This is a genomic window from Bacillota bacterium (assembly GCA_023511835.1).
GTDB lineage: Bacteria > Bacillota > Sulfobacillia > JAIMAT01 > JAIMAT01 > JAIMAT01.
The window spans coordinates 1-20,222 of sequence record JAIMAT010000033.1 but is presented as its reverse complement, the minus strand read 5'-3'; the positions used below and the strand labels follow the sequence as shown (position 1 = coordinate 20,222).

The 20,222-nt window shown below is 76.6% G+C and carries 20 protein-coding genes; 8 read left to right on the top strand and 12 right to left on the bottom strand.

Translation table 11 applies throughout. The features are described from left to right. From K6U79_06630 to K6U79_06615, 4 genes are all read right to left on the bottom strand, one after another. Window positions 1-266 (bottom strand): coproporphyrinogen III oxidase family protein (locus tag K6U79_06630; protein MCL6522038.1); only part of this gene is annotated, 266 nt, incomplete at its 3' end. Beyond that, the gene (gene lepA / locus K6U79_06625) at window positions 263-2,068 is read right to left on the bottom strand and encodes a translation elongation factor 4 (protein MCL6522037.1); all 1,806 of its coding nucleotides are present in this window, start codon (window positions 2,066-2,068) and stop codon (window positions 263-265) included. The genes K6U79_06630 and lepA, both read right to left, overlap by 4 nt. Window positions 2,069-2,175: 107 nt before the next feature. Next, on the bottom strand, window positions 2,176-3,480 hold the full coding sequence (locus tag K6U79_06620; protein MCL6522036.1) for a stage II sporulation protein P: 1,305 nt from the start codon (window positions 3,478-3,480) through the stop codon (window positions 2,176-2,178). A 117-nt stretch (window positions 3,481-3,597) separates the two neighbouring features. Next, a complete protein-coding gene (locus K6U79_06615) occupies window positions 3,598-3,924 on the bottom strand; it encodes a phage holin family protein (protein MCL6522035.1) in 327 nt (108 codons plus the stop codon). Between the two features lie 144 nt (window positions 3,925-4,068). On the opposite strand from K6U79_06615, the gene rpsT reads away from it, so the two are divergent. Next, window positions 4,069-4,353, top strand: a complete 285-nt coding sequence (gene rpsT / locus K6U79_06610) for a 30S ribosomal protein S20 (protein MCL6522034.1) — start codon at window positions 4,069-4,071, stop codon at window positions 4,351-4,353. Here rpsT and holA read toward each other — a convergent pair. From holA to K6U79_06585, 5 genes are read right to left on the bottom strand one after another with little or no spacing between them, the layout of a single operon-like run. After that, on the bottom strand, window positions 4,316-5,437 hold the full coding sequence (gene holA, locus K6U79_06605; protein MCL6522033.1) for a DNA polymerase III subunit delta: 1,122 nt from the start codon (window positions 5,435-5,437) through the stop codon (window positions 4,316-4,318). The genes rpsT and holA overlap by 38 nt on opposite strands. Before the next feature lie 4 nt (window positions 5,438-5,441). Next, window positions 5,442-7,886 (bottom strand): ComEC/Rec2 family competence protein, encoded by a 2,445-nt coding sequence (locus K6U79_06600; protein MCL6522032.1) that lies wholly within the window; start codon window positions 7,884-7,886, stop codon window positions 5,442-5,444. Between the two features lie 6 nt (window positions 7,887-7,892). Then, window positions 7,893-9,071, bottom strand: coding sequence for a competence/damage-inducible protein A (locus K6U79_06595; protein ID MCL6522031.1), 1,179 nt, complete (start codon window positions 9,069-9,071; stop codon window positions 7,893-7,895). Between the two features lie 51 nt (window positions 9,072-9,122). After that, window positions 9,123-9,896, bottom strand: coding sequence for a helix-hairpin-helix domain-containing protein (locus tag K6U79_06590; protein MCL6522030.1), 774 nt, complete (start codon window positions 9,894-9,896; stop codon window positions 9,123-9,125). Window positions 9,897-9,934: 38 nt separating this feature from the next. Further along, on the bottom strand, window positions 9,935-10,588 hold the full coding sequence (locus K6U79_06585; GenBank protein ID MCL6522029.1) for a hypothetical protein: 654 nt from the start codon (window positions 10,586-10,588) through the stop codon (window positions 9,935-9,937). Between the two features lie 147 nt (window positions 10,589-10,735). Between K6U79_06585 and K6U79_06580 the strand changes: the two genes are divergently transcribed. The 3 genes from K6U79_06580 (at window position 10,736) to selD (ending at window position 13,585) form a co-directional block, all read left to right on the top strand. Further along, on the top strand, window positions 10,736-11,818 hold the full coding sequence (locus K6U79_06580; GenBank protein ID MCL6522028.1) for a hypothetical protein: 1,083 nt from the start codon (window positions 10,736-10,738) through the stop codon (window positions 11,816-11,818). An 83-nt stretch (window positions 11,819-11,901) separates the two neighbouring features. Then, complete coding sequence (gene tpx, locus K6U79_06575; GenBank protein MCL6522027.1) at window positions 11,902-12,417, top strand: thiol peroxidase; 516 nt, start codon at window positions 11,902-11,904, stop codon at window positions 12,415-12,417. A gap of 109 nt (window positions 12,418-12,526) precedes the next feature. Then, window positions 12,527-13,585, top strand: coding sequence for a selenide, water dikinase SelD (selD, locus tag K6U79_06570; protein ID MCL6522026.1), 1,059 nt, complete (start codon window positions 12,527-12,529; stop codon window positions 13,583-13,585). Window positions 13,586-13,683: 98 nt separating this feature from the next. On the opposite strand, the gene K6U79_06565 is transcribed toward selD, so the two are convergent. Both K6U79_06565 and K6U79_06560 read right to left on the bottom strand, forming a co-directional pair. Beyond that, window positions 13,684-14,682 (bottom strand): MBL fold metallo-hydrolase, encoded by a 999-nt coding sequence (locus K6U79_06565; GenBank protein ID MCL6522025.1) that lies wholly within the window; start codon window positions 14,680-14,682, stop codon window positions 13,684-13,686. 58 nt (window positions 14,683-14,740) lie between these two features. Next, entirely contained in the window at window positions 14,741-15,916 is a 1,176-nt protein-coding gene (locus K6U79_06560) for an FAD-binding oxidoreductase (protein MCL6522024.1), read from the bottom strand. A gap of 133 nt (window positions 15,917-16,049) precedes the next feature. On the opposite strand from K6U79_06560, the gene K6U79_06555 reads away from it, so the two are divergent. From K6U79_06555 to K6U79_06540, 4 genes are all read left to right on the top strand, one after another. Continuing rightward, complete coding sequence (locus K6U79_06555) at window positions 16,050-16,547, top strand: crossover junction endodeoxyribonuclease RuvC (GenBank protein MCL6522023.1); 498 nt, start codon at window positions 16,050-16,052, stop codon at window positions 16,545-16,547. After that, on the top strand, window positions 16,544-17,317 hold the full coding sequence (locus K6U79_06550) for a hypothetical protein (protein MCL6522022.1): 774 nt from the start codon (window positions 16,544-16,546) through the stop codon (window positions 17,315-17,317). Before K6U79_06555 ends, K6U79_06550 begins: the two co-directional genes overlap by 4 nt. Window positions 17,318-17,379: 62 nt before the next feature. Beyond that, window positions 17,380-18,396, top strand: coding sequence for a Holliday junction branch migration DNA helicase RuvB (gene ruvB, locus K6U79_06545; protein ID MCL6522021.1), 1,017 nt, complete (start codon window positions 17,380-17,382; stop codon window positions 18,394-18,396). Between the two features lie 46 nt (window positions 18,397-18,442). Next, window positions 18,443-19,630, top strand: coding sequence for a Zn-dependent exopeptidase M28 (locus tag K6U79_06540; GenBank protein ID MCL6522020.1), 1,188 nt, complete (start codon window positions 18,443-18,445; stop codon window positions 19,628-19,630). Here the strand turns inward: K6U79_06540 and K6U79_06535 are convergent. After that, window positions 19,627-20,064 carry a universal stress protein gene (locus K6U79_06535; GenBank protein MCL6522019.1) on the bottom strand — a complete coding sequence of 146 codons (438 nt, stop codon included), beginning with the start codon at window positions 20,062-20,064 and terminating at the stop codon, window positions 19,627-19,629. The two genes, K6U79_06540 and K6U79_06535, sit on opposite strands and share 4 nt — an antisense overlap. Window positions 20,065-20,222: the final 158 nt, after the last annotated feature.

Genomic DNA, 20,222 nt, shown 5'->3' with positions numbered 1-20,222 from the left:
AGGGCGAAGAGGCGGTCGATCTGCGCCGGCGAGAGCAGCGAGGGCGTGCCGCCGCCCACGTAGAGGCTGACGGCGGGGCGGCCGGCGAGGAGGCGGCCCATCGCCTCCGCCTCGCGCTCCAGCGCCGCCAGGTAGCGCTCCAGGAGCGCCGCCCGCGCCGGGACGAGGACGAAGTCGCAGTAGGTGCAGCGGTGGTGGCAGAAGGGGACGTGGACGTAGAGCCCGAGCGCCGGCTCCGCCGCCGGCGCGGCCGGAAGGTCGCTCAAGAGCGCTCCTCCCGGGGCGCCGCGCCCAGCACCGCCAGGAAGGCTTCCTGCGGGATCTCGACGCGCCCCACCTGCTTCATCCGCTTCTTCCCCTCGCGCTGCTTCTCCAGGAGCTTCCGCTTCCGCGTCACGTCGCCCCCGTAGCACTTGGCCAGCACGTCCTTGCGCAGCGCGCGGATCGTCTCGCGGGCGATGATCCGCCCGCCCACCGCCGCCTGGATGGGCACCTCGAACTGCTGGCGCGGGATCAGCTCGCGCAGCCGCTGGGCCAGCTCCCGCCCGCGCTCCTCCGCGCGCGAGCGGTGGACGATGACCGAGAGCGCGTCGACCGGCTCGCCGTTGACCAGGATCTCCAGCTTGACCAGGTCGGAGCTCTCCCAGCCGTCGAAGCGGTAGTCCAGCGTGGCGTAGCCGCGCGTCCGCGACTTGAGCGCGTCGAAGAAGTCGAACATGATCTCGGCCAGCGGCAGGCGGTACTCCAGGCGCGCCCTCTGCGCGTCGGGGTACTCCATGGTGACGAAGCTGCCGCGGCGATCGTGGCAGAGCTCCATCACCGGGCCGACAAACTCCGCCGGGGTGAAGATCTCCGCGCGCACCCAGGGCTCCGCCATCTCCGCGATGCGCGAGCGGTCGGGCAGCCGCGCCGGGTTCTCCACCGTCTGCTCCGTCCCGTCGCTCAGCCGGACGCGGTAGGCGACGCTGGGGGCGGTGGTGATCAGCTCCAGCCCGAACTCGCGCTCCAGCCGCTCCTGCACCACCTCCATGTGCAGGAGCCCCAGGAAGCCGCACCGGAACCCGTAGCCCAGCGCGGCCGAGCTCTCCGGCTCGAAGGAGAGCGCTGCGTCGTTCAGCTGCAGCTTCTCCAGCGCCTCGCGCAGGTCGTCCACGTCCTCCGCCTCCACCGGATAGAGGCCGGCGAAGACCATGGGCAACGCCGGCCGGTAGCCGGGGAGCGGCTCGGCGGCCGGCCGCTCCTCCTGCGTGATGGTGTCGCCCACGCCCAGCTCGCGGATGTTCTTGATGCCGGCGGCCAGGTAGCCCACCTCGCCCGCCTCCAGCCGCTCCACCGGCGTCAGGGCGGGCGTGAAGACGCCCACCTCGCCCACCTCGCCCACCGTGCCGCGCTGCATCAGGCGGACGCGGTCGCCCACCCGCACCTGCCCCGAGAAGAGGCGGACGTAGGCGATGGCACCCCGGTAGGCGTCGAACTTGGAGTCGAAGATCAGGGCCCGGAGCGGCTCCTCCGAGCTCCCGCGCGGGGGCGGGATGCGCCGGACCACCGCCTCCAGCACCTCGTCGACGCCGATGCCCAGCTTGGCCGAGACCAGGATCGCCTCGTCGCGCTCGAAGCCCAGCTCCTCCAGCTGCGCCTTGACGCGCTCGGGGTCGGCGCTGGGCAGGTCGATCTTGTTGATCACCGGCACGACGGTCAGGTGGTGGTCCAGCGCCACGTAGAGATGGGCCAGCGTCTGCGCCTGCACCCCCTGCGTGGCGTCGACCACCAGAAGCGCCCCCTCGCAGGCCGCCAGGGCGCGCGAGACCTCGTAGGCGAAGTCGACGTGGCCGGGCGTGTCGATGAGGTTCAGCTCGTACTCCGCGCCGTCCCGCGCCCGGTAGAGCAGCCGGACCGCCTGCGCCTTGATGGTGATGCCGCGCTCGCGCTCCAGCTCCAGCTGGTCGAGCACCTGGTCGACCATCTTCCGCGCCGGGATGGTCCCCGTCCGTTCCAGCAGCCGGTCGGCCAGCGTCGACTTGCCGTGGTCGATGTGGGCGATGATCGAGAAGTTCCGGATCCGCTTCATCTGCGCCCGCCACCGCCTCCCCCGTCTCCAGCTCCCCACTATACGGGAAGGCGGGCGCGTATACGGGAAGGCGGGCACGCTCCGGGCGCCCGGGCGAACCCCTCCGCCTAGCCGCCGGCCGGGGCGAGAAGCCCCTCCTGGCGCACCACCTGGGCGATGGCCCGGGCCAGGAGGTCGGCCGCGCGGAACTCCTCGGGCAGGGTGTTCTCCTGGCCGCCCACCTCCACCAGCGCCGAATGGGGCAGGAGGTGCTGGTTGTAGCGGGCCTGGGCGGCGAAGGTGAGCGGGTCCGAGTCGCCGTCGGAGAGCTGGCGGACGATGGAGGGGCTGCCCGCGTCGGCGGGCGCCGCCGCCAGGACCGCCCGCGCCAGGGCGTCCTCGAAGGCCCGGTCCTGGGCCGCGTACGGGTTGGGGAGCTGGGCGGTGCCGGTGGCCCAGACGAAGAGGAGCCGCGCAGTCGCCCTCCCGCCGACCAGCGTGGTGGTCGCCTGGCGCGGAGCGGCGTCGCGGTGGAGGTCGATCAGCACCCGCACCGAGGGGTACTTCTGCAGCGCCGCGCGCACGCCCGCCTCGCTGACCGCGTAGGCGCCGTCCCTTCCTCCGGCGTCGAAGATGGTGCGCAGATGGAGGACCGGGATGCCGTACCGCTCCTGCAGCTGCGCGGCCAACTCGTCGCCCACGGCCACCACGTTCTTGCTCGTGTCCTGGGTGAAGGGGCCGCCGGGGACGGAGGCGCCCAGCGCCGGGTAGAACGACTCGCTGGCGTGGGTGTGGTAGATGAGCACCACCGGCGCCGACGGCACCTGGACGGGCGAGGGGGGCGCCACGCGGCTGACGTCGGGGCGCGGGGCGGGGCGGAGCGGCGGGTGGATCTCGGGCGCCTGCTGGGTCAGCTGCTCGGGGTCCAGTTCGGCCATGGCGGGCACCTGGACGTAGAGGGCGGTGACGGGACGGCTGGGGTGGAAGCCGCCGAGAAGCCAGACCGCCCAGTCCAGCAGCTGGTCCGGTCGCCAGAGGAGGCGTCCCGCGCGGTCGAAGGCGTCCAGGAAGGGAAGCCCCAGGCGCGTGAGCGTCTCCAGCCAGGCGGGCGCCCGGCGGACGTCCGGGGAGAGCGCCGGCTCGCTGACCCCCGGAGCGGCAGAGAGCCCGGGGGAGCCTGTCCCCTCCGGAGCGGCCAGCGACCCCGGTCCACCCAGGAGCGCGCTGGGCTGCGGGAGGAGGCCGACGGCGGGGCCGGCGGCCACCAGGATGGCCGCCGCGGCGACCACCGAGAGGAGCCAGGCCAGGAAGCCCCCGCCGCCCCCCCTTCGCCGGCGCGGCGCGCGCCGACGGCCGGGCGGCAGGACCCGCGCCGCCGCACCCAGGCTGCCGCGACGGCGAAGGTCGATGACCGCCAGACGCTTCCACGCCATGCCCCATCCCCCTCGGCGCAAGGCTATGCGCCGGTGGGACAGGTCATGCCGGGAAGGGGCCGGGCGACCGGCCTGGGGTCGCCGCGCCGCCGGGCCCCCGGGAGGGGTGCGCCGCTCTCAGCGGAGTTCGGTGGGGACGAAGGTGTCGACGAGCCCGATGACCAGGCTGGCCAGGAGCGCGCCCAGGATGGAGACGTGCATGGTCGGCACGACGAACTGGGCGCCCCAGATGACGACGGCGCCGACGAGGAAGCCGACGATCCCGCGCGCGTAGGGGCTCCTCTTCTCCCCCAGCGCCGACTCGATGGCGAAGCCGGCCAGCGCGATGACCACGGCGGCGAGCAGGGCGTTCCAGAAGCCGCGGATGGTGAAGCCCGGCAGGATGGCGCTCAGCACCAGCAGCACGACCGCCGAGACGACGAAACGGATGACCATTCCCAGCATGGGCCTTGGCACCTCCCGGTACGGCCCATAGCCTCCCCGCCGCCACGGCCGCCTATACCGCGGCGCCCGCCGCGCCTTGCCGGGGCCGGAAGGCTCTGTTAGAATGCCGCGCGGGCTTTGGCGGGAAGCGAGGTGAGTCGTGCTTTGGCCAACATCAAGTCGGCGAAGAAGCGGATCGAGCTGGCGCGCAAGGCGACGCTCCGCAACAAGGCGGGGCGCTCGCGCGCCAGGACGGCCATCCGGCGCTTCCGCGAGGCTCTCGCCACGGGCGACCGGGCGCAGGTGGAGGCGAAGCTGCGCGAGGCGGTCTCGGTCCTGGACCGCGTCGCCAGAAAGGGCATCCTCCACCCCAACGCGGCGGCGCGGCGCAAGTCGCGCATGACCCGCGAGTTCAACGAGTTCCTCCAGCAGCGCGGCGGGGCGAGCTGAGGGCGATCCGGGCCAGCGCCAGCTCCGCCGCCTCCGTCTCTTCCCTCCGGCCCGTCTTGACCGACAGGTCGGCTTCCTCCAGGGCGCGCAGCGCGGCCAGCAGCCGATCCTCGTCGACCAGGGGCGCCTGCGCCTCCGCCTTGCGCAGCGCGTAGGGATGGAGGCCGGGCAGCCGGCCCGGCTCCTCGCCGCCCCGGCGCAGGGCGCGCACCTGCCCGATCAGGCGGAACTGGCGGGCCACCAGCGCCAGGAGGCGCGCCGGCGCCTCCCCCTCGCTCCGCAGCCGCCGGAAGAGGCTCAGCGCGCGGCCGGCGGCTCCCTCCACCACCGCGTCCACCAGCTCGAAGACCGACGCCTGCGCCGCCGGCGAGCCCGCCCGGGCCAGCGCCGCCGCGTCCACGGCCTCCCCGGGCTCCAGGGCGACGTCCAGCCTCTCCAGCTCGCCCAGCAGCTGCTCCAGGCCGCCCGGCGCCGCCTGGGCCAGCAGGTGGGCGGCCTCGGCCGTGATCGCCCGCCCCCGACGGCAGCCCCAGTCGCGCGCGGCCTCCGCCAGTTCCGCCTCCCCCAGCGGCGCGGCCGCCAGCACCCGGCCGCGCTCCTCCACCAGCCTCGCCAGCCGCCGGCGCCGGTCGGGCTCGCCGGCCGGCTCGAGGAGCAGCACGGTGGCGGCCGGCGGCCGCGCCTCGTCCAGGTACGCCTCCAGCGCCCGCAGCTCGGCCTCGGACGGCGTGCCCTCGAACCAGGCCGGCTCCTCCACCACCAGGAGCTGGCGCCCGGCGCCCAGGGGAAGCCAGCGCGCCTGGCGCACCACCTCGCCCAGGCCCAACTGGCGTCCGTCGAGGCGGCGCAGGCCCACCGCACGAAGTCCCGGCTCCTCCAGGCCGAGCGCCTCGCGGAGCGCCTCTTCCAGGCGGCGCACCAGCCGCCGTTCCGGCCCGTAGGCCAGGTAGAGCGGCGCCGGGCCGTCCCGCCGGATCTCCTCCAGCAGCCGCTCCAGCGCCGCCAGGGCCGGAGCCCCGCTCGCGCGCCGCCGCTCCCGCCCCCCGCCGGCACCGCCCTGCGGCGCCCGCCGCGCGCGGGCCATGCGCTCACCTCCCCCGAACCTCGCCGCCCATTATGCCACCGCTTCCTCCCCCTCCGGCCGCGGCGGCCTCCGCGGCCTCGGCGGCCGGGTGCGCGGCCGAGAGCCGCCAGGCGCCGGTCCGCAGGCGGGCGACGACCGCCCCGTCGCGATCGGTCCGCCAGAGGCGCGCGCCGGCGGCACGAAGGCGCGCCAGCGTCGCCGCCGCCGGATGGCCGTACGGGTTGGGCCCCACCGAGAGCACCGCCTCCCGCGGCGCCAGCGCGGCCAGCCAGGCGGAGGAGGTGGAGCCCGCCGATCCGTGGTGCGCCACCTTGAGGAGCTCGGCGCGCAGGCCGGGGTGGCGCCGGAGCAGCCGCTCCTCGCCCGGGGAGGGCAGGTCGCCGGCGAGGAGCAGGGCGGGCGGCGGAGCCGTCGGCTCCGTCCCGGCGCCCGGCGGCTCCGCGCCGGGCTCGGAGAAGAGGAGCTGGAGGACGAGCGAGCGGTCGTTCTGCTCCCAGGCCAGGCCCGTGGAGCGCGGCGGGTTGAGGGCGCGGATCTCCAGGCCGGGGCGGCGGCCCACCCAGCCTTCCTCCAGGCGGAGCAGGCGCGTGCCCCGCGCCCGCGCCCGCGCCACTCCCTCGGCCAGCAGGCGGTCGCCGGGGCCCGGAGGGTCGCCGATCCAGAGTTCGCCCACCGGGAGGGCGCCGAGGAGGTCGGGCAGGCCGCCTGCATGGTCGGCGTCGGCGTGGCTGATCGCCACCGCGTCCAGCCGCCGCACCCGCATCCGGCGCAGGATCTCGGCCGTCCCTGACGCCCGCGCCGGGCCCGCGTCGACCAGGAGGGTGAAGCCGTCGGGCATCCGCACCAGCGTGGCGTCGCCCTGTCCCACCGCCAGAAAGACCACCTCCGGTTCCGGCGGCGCCGGGGCCGCCGGCAGCCAGGCGAGGAGCGCCAGCGCCACTCCGCCCGCGCCGGCCAGGGCGAGGAGCCTCCGCCGGCGCGGCCCGCCGGACGGGCCGCCGACCAGTGCCGCCAGGGCGGCCAGGGCGCCGTACCAGGGCAGCGCCGCCCAGCCGGGGGGCGGCAGGAGCCGTTCCGCGCCGGGCAGCGCCGCGCCCGCCTCCACCAGGCGGCGCAGCAGGTGCGCCAGGAGGCCGGCCGGTGCCAGCGCCGGCGCCAGCGCCGGGTGGAGGGCCGCCAGCGGGAGGCCGGCCAGACCCGCGGGGAGGAGCAGGGCGACCAGGGGGCCGGCCGCCAGGTTGAGCAGCGGCCCCCAGGGTCCGGCGCGGCCGAAGCGGTCGACGAGCAGCGGCAGAATGGCCGCCTGGGCGGCCAGCGAGACCAGAAGCGCCTGGAGAAGCCCCCGGGGAAGGGGGTGGAGCCGCCTCCAGCCGCCGCGCCCAAGGAGCGGGCGCAGGGCGAGGAGACCGGCCGTGGCCAGGAACGAGAGCTGGACCCCCAGCTCGCCCGCGCGCTCCGGCCTCGCCAGGGTGACCAGGAGGAAGGCCAGCGCCAGCGCCGAAGGCGCGTGCGGCCGCCGCATCAGCACGCCGCCGCCGCGCACGGCCAGCGCCATCCAGACCGCCCGCTCCACCGGCGCCTCTCCGCCCGCCAGCAGCGCGTAGCCGCCCAGGCCGGCGGCCAGGCCCAGCCAGCGGGCGCGCAGTCCGCGCTGCCGCCAGGGGAGCTCCAGCCAGGGGACCAGGAAGCCCACGTGCAGACCGCTTACGGAGAGCAGATGGACCAGCCCGGTCAGCTGGAAGGCGCGCTGCAGACCGGCGTCGAGTCCGGCGCGCTCGCCCAGCAGAAGGGCGGCGAGAACCGCCGCCTCGGGCGCCGGCAGCGAGCGATCCAGGCGGTCGACGGCCGCCCGCCGCACCGCCCGGGCGCCGCCTTCCAGCGCCGCGCGCAGGGCCGCCGGTCCGCGCGCGGCGGCCAGCCGGCGCGGGCGGCCCTCGGGCTCCAGCCGCGCGCGCACGCCGCGCGCGGCCAGCTCCCACCGCGGGTCGAACCCTCCCGGGTTGTCCGCTCCCGCCGGCACGAGAAGCTTCCCGCAGAGCTGCCAGAGCTCGCCCGCCACCGGCGCCGGCCCGCCCGGCCAGAAGAGCTCGGCGCGGCCGCTCCAGCCGGCGGCCGCGGCGCCCTCCAGGCGGACGACCGCCCGCAGACCGCCGCCGGCGGCCTGCGCGGTCGCCTCCACGTGCGCGGCGGCGCAGCCGCCCGTCGCGGCCGGTCCGGCACCCGCAGGCGGCTCGGGCCCCAGCCGGAAGGAGACCAGGAGGAGGGCCAGCGCGGCGGCGGCCTGGGCCAGCGCCGGCCCTCGGTGGCCCAGGCGGGCGGCGACGGCCGCGAGGCCGGCCAGGGCCGCCGCGGCCAGCCACGCTCCCGGGCCGGGCGGGGGCCGCCAGGCCACGGCCAGGAGGCCGCCCGCGGCCCAGCCGGCGGCCAGCCAGACCAGCGGAGCCTCCACCGGCCCTCAGGGGGCGGGGAGCCGCCGCCGCGCCAGGTCCAGTGCGGCCAGCACCGCGCCCTGCTCGGGCCCGGCGGTGCTGAAGGGGCGCACGGTCCGGACGGCTTCCCGGGCCAGCTCCTCGTCCTCCGGATCGAGGAGCGCCACCGCCGCCACCTCGCCCAGGGGGACCGGCGCCGTGCGCGCCTCCCGGGCCAGCGCGGCCAGGAGGAGGCGCGCGCCGGGAGCCCGGCGGCGCAGATCGGCGGCCAGGCGCTCCACCTCCGCCCGCGGATCGCCCGCCGGGGCCGGCCGGATCTCTACGGCGCGCAGCCGGACCTCGGGCAGGAGCGGCGCCAGCGTCGCCGCCAGGAGGCCGCGGGTCCCGGCCTCGCCCAACCCCAGGTCGCCCGGCGCGGCCGCCAGGCGGGCGGCCACCACGTCCTCCAGCCGCTCCTCGTCGGCGCCCCAGACGTACTCGCCCAGGCGCCGGCGGATCTCCGCCTCCACCTCGCGCAGCCGCTCCTCCGCCTCCCCGGCCGGGCCCTTGACGGCCACGCGCACCTCGACCCCGCCGGCCTTGGCGTAGGTGGCCACGCTGGGATTGGCCGCGGGCGTCAGGTCGGCCAGGCGCTCGGCCACCGCCGACTCGCCGATGCCGACCAGTTTCAGGCGGCGGCGCCGGAGCACGGCGCCGCTCCGGCCAGCCAGGGCCGGAGCCACCTCCTGCTCCCACATGGCGCGCATCTCGCGCGGCACCCCCGGCAGGAGCACCAGCAGGTGCCCCTCCCTTTCCACCCACCAGCCGGGGGCGGAGCCCGCCGGGTTGGGCAGGAAGCGGGCCGAAGGGATCCGGCGCGCCTGCCGGTCGTTGCCCGCGGGCAGGCCCAGCCGCCGCCGCAGCGCGCGCTGGCGCTCCAGCTCGGCGGCGTCCACCTCCAGCGGCTCGCCCAGGAAGGCGGCCACCGCCTCGCGCGTCACGTCGTCGTCGGTGGGCCCGAGGCCGCCGCTGGTCACGATCAGCTCCGAGCGGCCCCACGCCAGCTCCAGGAGGCGCGCGATGCGGCCCGGGTTGTCGCCCACCTGGCTGATCCAGTGGCAGTCCACGCCCAGCTCCGCCAGGCGCGTCGCCAGCCAGGCCGCGTTGGTGTCGACGATCTCGCCCAGGAGGAGCTCGGTCCCCACCGAGAGGATCTCGCCGCGCACAGCCCCACCCCCACGACAGTCTAGCCGCCCGGCTCCCGCCCCGCGTGCGGCTCAGGGCGGCCCGACCCGGACCAGCGCCCGCAGCTCTTCCAGGAGGGCCGGCCCGATGCCGCGCACCTCCAGCAGCTCGTCTACCGAGCGGAAGCCGCCGCGGGCCTGGCGGAGGGCGACGATGGCGGCCGCCCGGGCGGGGCCGATGCCGGGCAGCCGGTCCAGCTCCTCGGCACTGGCGCGGTTGAGGTCCAGGAGGGCCGCGCCGCCCGTCGTGGCCGTCCCCGCCCCGGAGCCGCCACCCGCCCGGGCCGGCGGCGCGGGCGCCGCCCCCTCCGCGCCGGCGCCGGGGTCGGTGGAGAGGACGGGCCAGCCCGGGAAACGGGCCGCCTCCCGGCGCGTGGGCACGGTGACGCGGACGCCGTCCACCAGCACCGCCGCCAGGTTGAGCAGGTCCGCCGCCGCCTCCCCGCTCAGCCCGCCCGCCGCCTCCACCGCCTCGCCCAGCCGCGCGCCGGCCGGGAGCGTGTAGAGCCCGGGCCGGCGGACGGCTCCGGCCACGTGGACGCGGATGGTGGCGGGAGCGCCTCCCTCCGCGGCCGGGGAGGGCTCGGCGGCGGGCTCCGCGGGCGCCGCGGCCGCCCCTCCCTCCTCCCAGCGCGTCCCGCTGCCGGCGGCGGCCGTCGCGGCCGCCCCCGCCGGCGTCTCGCCGACGGCGCTCTCCCCCCGCCCGCCGGCGGCGGGTCTGCCGCTCTGCCACCACCAGAGCAGGCCCGCCGCCACCAGCACGACCAGGCCCAGGCCGCCCGCCAGGCGGCGTAGCCGGCTTCCCAACCCGATCCGCCTCCGGATTTCCAGTTTATCCCATGGCTTCAGACGGGGGAAGTGCCGATCAGGTTGATCAGGCCCAGCAGGAGCAGGAGCAGGGCGCCGGACCACTCGGCGGCCAGGCTCCACCGGCGGCCGAGGCGGAGGAGCGGCACCCCGGCCAGGAGGGCGGCGAAGCTGAAGAGGGCGGTGGCGAGGGCGGTGGCCGCGACCGGCAGGCCCATCAGCCCGGCGCCGGCGCCGGCGGCCACGTTGTTGACGGAGAGGGCGGCGCCGAGCAGGAGGACCTCCGCGCCCTCGATGCCGCCGGAGAGGTCGCGGTCCGCTTCCTCCGGATAGCGGAGGATGCGGACGATCAGGCCCAGGCGGGCGAGGCGGAGCTCCGTCCCCTCGTCGGGCAGGCGCCGGGCCGCGCTCTGCACCAGCGAGACCAGGCCGATGAGCGTCAGCAGCGCGCCGCCCAGGCGGTCCGCCAGGCCGGCCGAGAGGCGGCCACCCAGGAGCGAGCCGAGCAGGGCGCCGCCGGCGATGGCGCCGCCGCCCATCAGCGAGATGACGGCGTTGGCCGCCCAGCCGATGCGGATGCCGCGGGCCGCGTAGGCGAGGCCGGCCACCAGGTTGTCGGCGTTGGTGGCCAGGGCGAAGAGCAGGAGGTCGACGAGCAGGCGGAGCTCGCCTGCGACGACAGGCGGTTGCACCTTCGCTGACACCCTCTCGCGCGCACCGGCATGGTATGCGGCCGCGCCGCGGCGTGCCCTGGAGGGCGCGCCTTCCTCCTTCCCAGCCGTCGCCCGGCGGGCGAGAATGACGGGCGACAGTCCGGTGGAGAGGAGCGGAGGGGCGGGGTGAGCGAGGCGGAGGACCGGTACGTGGAGCTGGCGCCGGGCGTCCTGGCGCTGCCGGAGGCGGTGCCGCTGCTGGGGCGGGTGGGTGCCGTCGTCTTCGATGTGGACGGCGTGCTTCTGGACACCTCGGACTCCTACCCGCGCGTCATCAGCGAGGTGACGCAGTACGTCCTGGTCCACGACCGCGGCTGGGCGGAGACGGGGCGGCTGATCGAGCCGGAGGAGACGGCGCTCTTCAAGGCGGCCGGCGGTTTCAACAGCGACTGGGCGCTGACGCGGGGCGCGGTCCTCTTCTTTCTCTGGAAGGCGATCGGCCTGGAGGAGGCGGCCGGGGAGCCGGAGCGGGCCCGCGCCGCCGGGACGGCGGCGCTGCGGCGGGCGGCGCCCTCCCTGGAGGAGCTGGCGCGGGGCATCGAGGCGGGCGGCGGCGGGCTGGCCGCCGAGTGGCGCTGGCTGGCGGAGCGCTCCGAGGCGGAGCGGATGGGCCGGCTCGAGGCGAGCTTCGACGGCGGGCGGGTCGACCGCCTCTGCGGCGAGTTCTACGCCGGCGAGCGCTGCGCCGCCATGTTCGGCTACCCGGCGCGCGAGTGGCGGGGGCCCGGTCTCTGCGAGCGCGAGCGGCCGCGCCTGGACGCCTCGCTCCTGCCGCCCTGGCTCCGCTACGGGCTCTATACGGGCCGCATCTCGGGCGGCGAGACGGAGCTGGCGCTGGAGCGGGCGGGGCTGGCGGGTCGGATGAGGCCGGGCGCCGTCATCACCGGCGACCTCTGGAGGAAGCCCGACCCGGAGGGGCTCCGCGCCGCCGGGCGCGCGCTGGGCGTCGAGGTGGCCGTCTTCGCCGGCGACAACGTGGACGACGCCTGGACCGTCCGGAACTACGCGCGCACGGCCGGGGCGGGCGAGCCGCGCTTCCTCTTCGCGGGGGTGCTGGGCGGGGCGCCGGGAGAGCGCGCCGAGGCGCTCTTCCGCCGGGCCGGGGCCCAGCTGATCGCCCGCGGGCCCGACGAGCTCCTCCGCCTGCTGCGCGAGCGGACGCGGCCGCGCGGGGCGGCGGCTTGGCCGCCTGCCAGCGACTCTCTATGATGGAAACGGCGAGTGGACAGCCGGCGGCCGGAGGGCCGCCGCTTCCTCCGGCTCGCCATTTCTTTCGGATGGGAGGCGAGGCGATGGCGGAGCATACGGTCCTCTTCGGCGGCAAGCCGGTGCAGCTGGCCGGGAAGCCGGTGGCGGTCGGCCAGACGGCGCCTGACGCCACCGTGCAGGACAACAGCCTGGCCATGCGCCGCCTGAGCGAGTGGTCGGGCAAGGTGCGGCTGATCGCCGCCGTTCCTTCCCTGGACACGCCGGTCTGCGACGCCGAGACGCGTCGTTTCAACCAGGAGGCGGCCTCGCTGGGCGAGGACGTGGTCATCCTGACCGTCAGCATGGACCTTCCCTTCGCGCAGAAGCGCTGGTGCGGGGCGGCCGGCGTCGACCGGGTGATCACCCTCTCCGACCACGTCCTGGCCAGCTTCGGGGAGGCCTACGGCACGCTGATGCCGGAGGCGCGGCTGGAGGCTCGGGCGGTCTTCGTGATCGACCGGAACGACCGGGTGACGTACGTGGAGTACGTCCCCGAGGTGACGCAGCATCCCGACTACGAGGCGGCTCTGGCCGCCGTCCGCCGGGCGGTGGCGGGCTAGAGGCGGCGGGCCGGGCGGCGAAGGGCGGCCGGCGGCCGGCTTCCCGGTCGCCGGCCTCGTCCTCTTCCCGCGCCCTCCGCACGACGGCCGCGAAAGGGGGTGAGCAAGGATGGCGAGGGACTTCACGCACCTGACAGCACTGGTGGAGTGCGCCGGCTGAGCGTCGAAGACGGGTCCGTCGGACCTGGAGGCGATGCTGGAACCGCTGCGGCGACTCTTCCCGGCCGAGGCCTACCCGCGGGTGATCTCGGGGCTGGCCGACCCGGACGACGCCGCCGTCTGGCTGGGTGATGACGGGACCGCCTACGTGCTGACCGTCGACTACTTCCTGCCGGTGGTGGACGATCCGGAGACGTACGGGCGGATCGCTGCGGTCAACGCCCTGAGCGACGTCTGGGCGATGGGGGGCGAGCCTCTCCTCGCCCTCAACCTGGCCGCGCTGCCGGCGGACATGCCGGCGGAGATCAAACAGGCGATCCTGCGCGGCGGGGCGGAGGAGGCGCGGAAGGCGGGCATCCCCATCGCCGGCGGCCACTCGGTGGAGACCAAGGAGCCGGCCTACGGGCTGATCGTCTTCGGCCGCGCCGACCCCGCGCGCCTCCTCAGGAAGCGGGGCGCCCGGCCCGGCGACCTCCTCCTCCTGACCAAGGCGCTGGGGACGGGCGTCATCACCACCGCGGCCAAGCGCGGGCAGGACCGGCCGGGCGACCTGGCGGCGGCCGTCGAGTCGATGCTGGTCCACAACGCCGGCGCCTCTCGCGCCGCGCTGGCGGCGGGGGCGCACGCGGTCACCGACGTGACCGGCTTCGGCCTGCTCGGTCACCTCTGGGAGATGGCCCAGGCCTCGGGCGTCGGCTTCGTGGTGGAGACGCAGGCGATCCCCTGGCTGCCGGGCGCGGAGGCGTACGGGGCGGACTGGGTCTTCCCCGGCGGCGCGCACAAGAGCTACGCGCACGTCCGGCCGCACGCCCGCTTCGCGGACGGCCTCGAGGAGTGGCGCCAGGTGCTCCTGACCGCGCCGGAGACCTCCGGCGGCCTGCTGGTCGCCCTCGACCCGGCCGACCTCGGACGCTGGCAGAAAGCGGCCGCCTCCGAGGGCGTCCGCTGGTGGCGGATCGGGCGGGCGCTCCCCGCGGAGGTGGAGCCGTTCCTGGCGGTGACGGAGTGAGGCCGGCCAGGCCGGCCGGCGGCCGGCCCGGGTCGGAGACGAAGAGGCACCCCCGCGCGGGGTGCCTCTTCGCATAGGGCCTCCGCCTTCCCGCCGCCTCAGCCGGCCGCCGCCTCGGCCTCGCGCCGCGCCCAGTAGTCGGCGATGCCCATGGCGTCCAGCGGCAGGTCGACGGCGATGGGCCGGCTCCCGTCGTCGGGCCGGAGGAAGCCGTGCTCCTCCGCGTAGCGGACGATCCAGTCGCGCAGCGCCGCCGCCACCACCCGGGTGGCCCGCTCCAGGTCGCGCGAGGCGCGGACGCCCGCCTCCTCCAGCGCCCGGCGGCCCACCTCCGCCCACTCCAGCGCGAGGCGGGCGTTCCGCTCCAGAGCCTCCGCGGGGTCGATGCGGCCCGGACCGAAGTGCGTGTAGTAGATGCGACGCAGCCCCTCGCCGGCCAGGCGCCGGCAGGTGGCGGCCATCGTCTCGGGGTCGAACTGGTTGGGCGTGGTGGTGGGCAGGATCAGGTCGTCGCCGGCCGGCGAGAGCTCGGGCGAGAAGATGCCGGCCGCGTCGCCGGAGAAGAGGCCGGCGCTCTCGCTGTCGACGGCGCAGGCGTGGTGCCTGGCGTGCCCGGGCGTCTCCAGGAAGCGGAGCTCCCGCCCGCCCAGGTCGAGCCGCTCCCCCTCGTGCACCTCGCGCACCCGCTCCTCGGGCGCGGGCGTCAGGCGGCCGAAGACCCGCTCCAGGAGCTCCGTGCCGTAGACCGAACGGGCGCTCTCATAGAGCCGGCTGGGGTCGACCATATGCCGGACGCCGCGCGGGTGGACGAGGAGCGTCGGGCGGCGGAGGAGACGGAGCAGCGTCCCCGCCGCGCCCGCGTGGTCGAGGTGGACGTGGGTGACGAAGATCCAGTCGAGCCGGGCCGGGTCGAAGCCGGCCCGCTCCATGCCGTCCAGGAGCACCTCCACCTGGGGCGCGCTGCCCGTCTCCACCAGCGCCGCGCCCTCCCTGCCGCGCACCAGGTAGGCGCAGCTCCGGCCGGGCTGGCCGTCTTCCAGGACGTCGATGCGGTAGAGGCCGGCTGCGACCTCCTCCACCGCCTCCAGATCCGCCACGGGGCCTCCCTCCTCCCGTCGCCGCCGCCGGCTCCCGCGGGCGCGGGGCCGTCGCCTCTCAGATGACCGCTTCCTCCAGCACCAGCCGGCCCTGCCGGAAGCGCGCCGGCGAGAGCTCGTCCACATCCAGGGTGAGGAAGCGGCCGTGCTGGATCAGCTCCGCCAGCGCGCGGCCCGCGGCCGGCGCCTGCATCATGCCGTGGCCGGAGAAGCCGGTGATGACGTAGAAGCCGGGCAGGTCGGGGTGCTCGCCGATGATGGCGTTGGCGTCCGCCTTGTTCATGTCGTAGAGCCCCGACCAGAGGTGCTCCAGCCGCAGCTGCTCGAAGAGGGGCACCCGCTCCGCCAGCTCCAGCCAGAGCGCTTCGAAGGGCGTCCGGTCGGCGGTGAAGTCGAACTCCTCCGGATCCTCCGGCAGGCTCTTGCCCAGGAGGATGGTGCCCGGCCGCTCCTCCCGGAAGTAGAGGCCACTGGGCAGGATGGTGAAGGGCAGCGGCCGCTCCGGGCGCCGGGCGCTGCGCGCCACGAAGATGGTGTGGCGGACCGGGCCGACGGGCAGCTCCACGCCCGCCAGGCGGGCCAGCTGGCCCGCCCAGGCGCCCGCCGCGTCCACCACCACCGGCGCCTCCACGCGCCCGCCGGAGCGGAGCTGGACGCCGGCCACGCGGTCGCCCGAGCGGAGGACCCCGGTCACCTCGTCCTCCACGAAGCGGGCCCCCAGCTCGCGCGCCTTGGCCTCGAAGCCGCGCATCACCGCGTAGGGGTCGAGGAAGCCGTCCCGTTCGCCGTAGACGGCGCCCACCAGCCCCTCCAGGTTGACCTCCGGCAGGAGCTCGGCGATCTCCGCGGGCGAGAGCTTCCGCACCTCCACGCCCAGGCTCCGCCCGAGCTCGTAGCGCCGCTCCAGCACCGGCCAGAGCCGCTCGTCGGCGAGGAAGAGATAGCCCGGCTGGCGCAGGGCGATGTCCGGCGCCTCGCCCTCCACCGCCACGTGCTCCTGCCAGTGCTCGTAGAACTCGACGCTGGCGCGCGCCAGGCGGATGTTGACCGCCGTGCCGAACTGCTGCCGCACCCCGCCGGCCGAGAGGCCGGTGGAGCTCCGCTCCCGCGCCAAATCCCGCTCCACCACCAGCACCTCGCCGGCGAAGCCGCCCGCCTTCAGGTGGTAGGCCAGCGAGGAGCCCATGGCTCCCGCTCCGACGATGACCACGTCCACGTGCTCCGTTCCCTCCACGGGCCCAGCACCTCCGGGCGGAAGTTCGCGCGCGGGGGGGCCACTTCCTGGCCGCCGGCCGTCGCCCGGGCGGCCGGGAAGGATTCCCGTCCCCCGCCGGGGAAGGTGGAGCGATCACGGGGGGCGGAAGGGCATGCGCGTCCTCGGTCTCGACCCGGGCCTGCGCGTGACGGGCTACGCGCTCCTGGAGAGTTCGCCGGACGGGCGGCGCGCCCGCCTGGTGGAGGGCGGCACGCTCCGCGTCCCCGCCCGGGGCGGGCTGGCCGAGCGGCTGGCGCAGCTGGCGCGCGACGTCGAGGCGCTGCTCCGCGACCTGCGGCCGGAGGCGGTGGCGGTGGAGGCGGTCCACTCGCGCTCGCCCTTCCCCCAGTCGGCGCTCCTCCTGGCGCACGCGCGCGGGGTCCTCCTGGCCTGCGCCGCCGGCGCCGGGCTGCCCGTCAGCGAATACACCGCCGCCGACATCAAGAAGAGCGTCACCGGTCGCGGCGCGGCGGGAAAGGAGCAGGTGGCGCGCATGGTGGAGAGCTTCCTGGGCCTGGCCGGGCGGCTCGGGCCGGATCACGTCTCGGACGCGGCCGCCTGCGCCCTCTGCCACCTGGCCAGCCTGCGCGTCGAGGCGTGGCGGCCGTGATCGAGCGCATCCGCGGCCGGCTGGAGGAAGTGGGCGAGGAGAGCGCCCTAGTCGACCTGGGCGGGGTGGTGCTGGAGGCCAGCCTGCCGCCCGTCGACCGCTACCGGCTCCTGCCGCGCGTGGGCGAGACGGTGGAGCTGTACACCGTCGCCTTCCTGCAGGGCGGCGTCGGGGGCGCCAGCCTGACGCCGGTGCTGGTCGGCTTCCTGGAGCCGGAAGAGCGCGACTTCTGGCTGCGCCTGAGCGGCGCCGGGGGCCTCGGGCAGCGGACGGCGCTGCGCGCCATGAGCGTCGAGGTGGCCGCCATCGCCCGCGCTATCGAGGAGGGCGACGAGGCCTGGCTGACCCGCCTGCCGGGCATCGGGCGCCAGCGCGCGTCGGAGCTGGTGGCGCGGCTGCGCGGCCGCGTGGCCGACTTCGCCCTGCGCGCCGTCGCCCGCCCGGCGGCGGGCCGGCCGTCGCCCGGGAGGGGCGGCGGGGGCGGCGGCGCGGCCGCGCGGGCCGGAGAGGGCGAGGCGGGCCCGGGAGGCCACCCGGCCTCCGCGGGCGAGGCGGCCGCCGGCTCCGCGCCGCAGGCCGCCGGGGCGGCCGAGGCAGGCGAGGGCGCACTCTGGGCCGAAGCTCTCCAGGTGCTGGAACAGCTGGGCCACCCGCCGGCCGAGGCGGTTGCCATGCTGCGGCGCGCCCTGGCCGCCGGAGGTCGCTTCCGCAGCGCCGGGGAGCTGGTCCGCGAGGCCTACCGGCAGGCCGGCCAGCGCGCGGGCGAGTAGGCCGCGCGGGCCGCGGCCTGCGCGGCCCGCCGGCGGGGCGTTCGGGCGAGGAGGAGGAGCGGGTGCGCGAGCGGCTGGTCTCACCCGAGGAGCGGCCCGGCGAGGAGCGCTACCAGGCCTCGCTCCGGCCGCGGAGCTTCGAGGAGTACGTCGGCCAGCGCCAGGTGGTCGACCGGCTGCGGGTGGCGGTGGCGGCGGCGCGAGAGCGGCGCGAGCCGCTGGACCACGTCCTCTTCTACGGCCCGCCCGGGCTGGGCAAGACGACGCTGGCGCACGTCATCGCCCGCGAGCTGGGCGTGCCGCTGGTCCAGACCAGCGGCCCGGCGGTGGAGCGGCCCGGCGACCTGATGGGCATCCTGACCAACCTGGAGCCGGGCGCCATCCTCTTCATCGACGAGGTCCACCGCCTGCCGCGGGCGGTGGAGGAGTTCCTCTACCCGGCCATGGAGGATTACCGGGTCGACTTCGTGGTCGACAAGGGACCCTTCGCCAAGACCGTCCGTCTGGACATCCAGCCCTTCACCCTGGTCGGCGCCACCACCCGCGCCGGCCTGCTGGCGGCGCCGCTGCGCGAGCGCTTCGGCCTCTTCTACCATCTCGACTTCTACCCGCCGGAGGAGCTCCGCCGCATCGTCGCCCGCTCCGCGCGGCTGCTGGGCGTGGAGCTGGAGCCGGAGGCGGAGGAGGTGATCGCGCGCCGCTCGCGGGGGACGCCGCGCATCACCAACCGCCTCCTGCGACGGGTGCGCGACTACGCCCAGGTGGGCGGCGTCCGCCCCGTCGACGCGCGCGCGGCCGAGCAGGCGCTGGCGCTGGAGGGGATCGACGAGGCGGGGCTCGACGCCCTCGACCGCCGCTACCTGGAGGTGTTGATCCGCGTCTACGACGGCGGCCCGGTGGGCGTGGCGGCGCTGGCCGCGACGCTCAACGAGGAGCCGGACACGCTGACGGACGTGGTGGAGCCGTACCTGCTCAAGATCGGCTTCCTGCGGCGGACGGCGCAGGGGCGCCGCTCGACGCGGGCGGCCGAGGAACACCTGGGCATCAGCCCGGAGAGCGGCCAGCCGCCGCTCTTCTGACGAGCCGGACGGCGCCCCGGCGGACGGGGAGGCGAAGCTCGGGGCCTTGGACGCCTGGGAGTACCTGGAGGGTCTGATGCGCTTCCCCCACCGCGGCTCGGCCAGCGGGGAGGAGGCGGCCGCGGCGCGCTGGATCGCCGACCGCGCGCGGGCGCTGGGCTACCGCGTGACGGTGGAGCCCTTCGCCGGCTCGGCGGACACGCTCCACGCGGGCACCTCGCGGCTGGGGCTCCTGCTGGCGGCCTCGGGCTGGCTGGCGCTGGCCCCCGGGCGAGCCCCGGCGCTGGTGGCTCTCCTCCTGGCGCTGGCCGCGCTGGCGCCGCTCCTGGGCGAGGAGCTGGGGCTGTCGCGGCTCAACATGTCGCTGGTACTGCGCGCGCGCCGCTCGCAGAATGTGGTGGCGTTCCGCCCCGCCTCCGGGGCGGCGGGCGCGGCGGGGCCGCTCCGCCTGGTGGTCAGCGCCCACTACGACACCCAGAAGGGGAGCTGGCTCTTCCACCCCCGCTTCCGGCCCCGGCTCCCGCTCTGGTTCGGCCTGGCCTACGCGGCCATGGCGGCCATCGTGGCGGCCGACGCGGGACGGCTCGCGGCGCCCGGCGCGCGCTGGCCGGTGGAGCTGGCGCGCTGGGCGCCGGCCGCCTTCCTCGTCCTCCTCCTCCCCTTCCTCCAGGGCTGGCTGGCCGGCCGCTACGTGCCCGGCGCCAACGACAACGGCTCGGGCAGCGCCCTCGCCCTGGCCCTGGCCGAGCGGCTGGCGCGCCGCCCGCCGGAGGGCTGTGAGCTCTGGTTCGTCTGGACCGGCTGCGAGGAGACGGGCGAGCGGGGCATGCGCGCCTTCCTCGCGCGGCACCGTGCCGAGCTGCCGCCCGGGCGGACGCGCGTCGTCAACCTGGACAACCTGGGCGGCGGGCGCTTCCGCTACCTGGCCGGCGAGGGCATGCTTCGCTACGTCCGCTTCGACCGCGCGCTGGTGGAGCTGGCCGGCCGCCTGGCGACGGAGGACGGCTTCCGGCCGCTGCCGCAGCGGAACCTCATCCTGCCCACCGACGCGCTGCCCGCGGCGCTGGGCGGCTGGCCGGCCATCACCTTCATCGGCGTCGACGACGGGCCGGACGGCATTCCGCACTACCACTGGCACGACGACGACCTGGCCGGCGTCGACCGGGCGCTCCTCCTGCGCGAGGAAGCCTGGATCGACCTCTACCTCCGCCGCCTGGCCGGCGAGCCCGACTAGCGGACCACCGTCACCGGACAGCCGGCCTGGCGCATGACGCGGACCGAGACGCTGCCCAGCACGATCTCGCCCAGCGCGTTGAGGCCCCGCGTGCCCATGACGATCAGGTCGACGCCGCGGCTCTGCGCCTCGGCCACGATCTCGGCGGCGGCGTTGCCCTGCCGGACCTTGGTCAGCGCCTCCACCCCCGCCTCTTCGGCCAGCGCGGCCGCCTCCTCCGTCACCTTCCGCCCGTACTCCAGCATGTCGCGCTCCAGCCGCTCCCAGGTGGAGGGGTCGAGGTACTGTTCGCCGGTCAGGCCGGCGACGCGGAAGTCCTCCGCCACGTAGAGCACCTCCAGCTCGCTGCCGGGCAGCCGGCGGGCGAGCCCGGCCGCGAAGCGCATGGCCCGGCGGGCCGGCTCCGAGCCGTCGTACGCTACCAGAATTTTCATGAGGCCACCTCCAGGCTGAGCATAGCACCCGCCCGCCGCCCGCGACGGCCGCCGCCCGGCGCCGGCTGGTCGACTTCTCCTTGGTCGACTTCTCCTAGTGAAGCCGGGCCGTCCGGCCCCTACAATGCCTTGCGAACGCCGGCTGGTCTTGCGAAGAG

Bases quoted from the DNA above. Each gene is read 5' to 3' on its own strand.
- holA (MCL6522033.1), bottom strand. From the start codon at position 5,437: ATGGCCCGCGCGCGGCGGGCGCCGCAGGGCGGTGCCGGCGGGGGGCGG.
- lepA (MCL6522037.1), bottom strand. From the start codon at position 2,068: ATGAAGCGGATCCGGAACTTCTCGATCATCGCCCACATCGACCACGGC.
- K6U79_06535 (MCL6522019.1), bottom strand. From the start codon at position 20,064: ATGAAAATTCTGGTAGCGTACGACGGCTCGGAGCCGGCCCGCCGGGCC.
- K6U79_06620 (MCL6522036.1), bottom strand. From the start codon at position 3,480: ATGGCGTGGAAGCGTCTGGCGGTCATCGACCTTCGCCGTCGCGGCAGC.
- K6U79_06615 (MCL6522035.1), bottom strand. From the start codon at position 3,924: ATGCTGGGAATGGTCATCCGTTTCGTCGTCTCGGCGGTCGTGCTGCTG.
- tpx (MCL6522027.1), top strand. From the start codon at position 11,902: ATGGCGGAGCATACGGTCCTCTTCGGCGGCAAGCCGGTGCAGCTGGCC.
- K6U79_06555 (MCL6522023.1), top strand. From the start codon at position 16,050: ATGCGCGTCCTCGGTCTCGACCCGGGCCTGCGCGTGACGGGCTACGCG.